Source organism: Arthrobacter sp. Y3223164, assembly GCF_059091005.1.
In genome coordinates, this window is the sequence record NZ_JBNHGF010000391.1 from 1 (window position 1) to 2511 (window position 2511).

A 2511-nucleotide genomic window follows, 5' to 3' on the forward strand; every position below is an offset into this window, starting at 1 on the left:
CTGGCGGGCCGTGGCGCCGTCCTTGGTACTCCAGAAGGGCGGCAGGGCGCTGCGGAGGAAACTCCCGTAGCGCGCCGTCGCCAGCCGGGAGTCCAAACGCCAGAAGCGGTCGAACACCCTGGAGGCTTCCATGGGCGTCATCCCGATGCCGTAGTCCCGCACCGAGACGGCCACGGCGTCCTCGGTTGCCCCGACCGTGACCTCCACCGGTTTGCCTTCGCCGTGTTCCAGCGCGTTGACAATCAGGTTGCGCAGGATGCGTTCGATCCTGCGGCGGTCCATGTCCGCGATGCAGCGCGGCTCGTGGGCAATCAGCCGCAGCTCCGACCCGCTGTTCTCCGCAAGCGGCTGGGCGGCGTCGAGTGCGGTGCGGGCGATCTCCACCAAATCGGTCGGCTCCGCGTCCAGGGCGGCAGCACCGGCGTCGAAACGGGAGATCTCCAAGAGGTCGGCGAGCAGCGCCTGGAAACGCTCCACCTGGTTGTACAGCAGTTCCGTGGAGCGGGCGTTGATGGGATCGAAGTCCCCGCGCGATTCGTACAGCACCTCCGCGGCCATGCGGACCGTGGTCAGCGGCGTCCGCAGTTCGTGCGACACATCGGACACGAACCGCTGCTGCATTTCGGACAGCGCCGCCAGCTGCGTGATCTGCTCCTGCAGGCTGTTGGCCATGTGGTTGAAGGAGGCCCCCAGCCGGGCGAGTTCGTCCTCGCCCCGGACTTCCAGCCGCTCCTGCAGTTGTCCTGCCGCCAGCTTCTCCGAGGCGATCGCTGCCTGGCTGACCGGGTGCACGACGGCGCGGGTCAGCAGCCAGACGATGCCGCCGACCAGGATCAGGAGCAGCCCGCCGCCGATCCAGAGCACCCGGTGAATGAAGTCCAGGGTCTGCTGGACCGAGGAGAGGTCGTAGATCAGGTACAGCGCATACGAATTGCCCGGCGGCAACGACACCTTGGTGCCGAATCCGATCGCCGGGACATCACTGTCGCCCACGGGCAGCGCGAGCGCCTGTCGGTACTGCCCGGTGCCGGTGGCCACCTCACGGGCCAGCCCCTCCGGAATGATGTTGGCGGTGATGGAGGTGTTCGACTGGCTGAACACGTAGAGGTTCTGGCCGCCCGGCAGCGGCGTCAGCAGGTAGTAGCGCGGCGCTTCGGCGCCAGTGCCTTCCAGCAGTTTCAGCGTGTCCGCCACCATGCTGGAGACGGTCGCCCGGTCGCTGGCAGAGGAACTCTCGAAGATTGTCTTGACCTGGGACAGCCCGCGCCGGGACTCGGCCTCCGCCTGGTTTACCCGCTCCTGGTAGAGCCCGGAGGCGATCTGGCTGGAGAGGAACGCGCCCACGCCCATGAAGGCGAAGGCGGTGAGCAGGACGGCGGCGGTCACCGTGCGGAACTGCAGCGACCGCCGCCATTTCCGGTTCAGGAACTCGCGGGCCCGCAGCGTGGCATGCCAAGCGGCCTCAGCTGCCGCCTTCAGCTTGGCTGTCCACCGGCTGAGAACCGGCTCCACTTACCCTTGGCCGGCCTTGTAACCGACGCCGCGCACCGTGAGCACCACTTCGGGGGCCTCCGGATCGCGTTCGATCTTGGAGCGCAACCGCTGGACGTGAACGTTGACCAGGCGAGTGTCTGCGGCGTGGCGGTAGCCCCAGACCTGCTCCAGCAGCAATTCGCGGGTGAAGACCTGCCAGGGTTTCCGGGCCAGGGCCACCAGCAGGTCGAATTCCAGCGGGGTGAGCGAGATCTTCTCGTCCCCGCGGTGAACCACGTGCCCGGCAACATCGATCACCACGTCGGCGATCCGCAGGGTCTCGGGCGCCCGCTGGTCGCCCGGGCGCAGGCGCGCGCGCACCCGGGCTACGAGTTCTGCCGGCTTGAACGGCTTGGGCACGTAGTCGTCGGCACCGGATTCCAGGCCCCGGACCACGTCGGAGGTGTCCGACTTGGCCGTCAGCATGACAATGGGAACATCCGATTCGCCACGGATCTGGCGGCAGACCTCGATGCCGTCCAGCCCCGGGAGCATCAGGTCGAGCAGCACCAGGTCCGGCTTGCTGCTGCGGAAGACCTCGAGGGCCTGCGCGCCGTCCGCGCAGAACACGGGATCGAATCCGTCGTTGCGCAGCACGATGCCGATCATCTCGGCCAGGGCCTCGTCGTCGTCTACGACCAGAATGCGTGCCTTCATATCTCCCTATTGTTCCCTATTCCCCTCATCCCTGACGTAACGACGCACAGGGCACACCGACACTGCGCCCACGGCGGGCCCGCGCCGGGATGGTAGGAACTGGCGGACCGAAACTATAGGCTGATGAGAGGCTAACACTTCGCCGGAGGCCTCCCGCAGCCGGCGACACGAGATGAGGAAGACGGGACGCGATGAGCCACGGGGCCAATGACGCCGGGCACGACAGCAGGGATCCGCAAGGCCAGGGCCCCGACGGCACGGGCCCCGGCAACGGCGCCGGGGCCGACAGCCAGGCGCCGGGCCAGCCTGCGTGGGGGCAGC

Annotated in this window: 2 protein-coding genes; both read right to left on the reverse strand. The window is 67.9% G+C overall.

Annotation, left to right across the window (positions count from 1 at the left end; genetic code table 11):
* Positions 1-1512, reverse strand: a 1512-nt coding sequence (mtrB, locus tag AC5RUJ_RS14475; protein ID WP_494156067.1) for an MtrAB system histidine kinase MtrB, incomplete at its 3' end; no start/stop codon positions are given.
* Complete coding sequence (gene mtrA, locus AC5RUJ_RS14480; protein ID WP_493989146.1) at positions 1513-2190, reverse strand: MtrAB system response regulator MtrA; 678 nt, start codon at positions 2188-2190, stop codon at positions 1513-1515.
* Positions 2191-2511 lie beyond the last annotated feature (321 nt).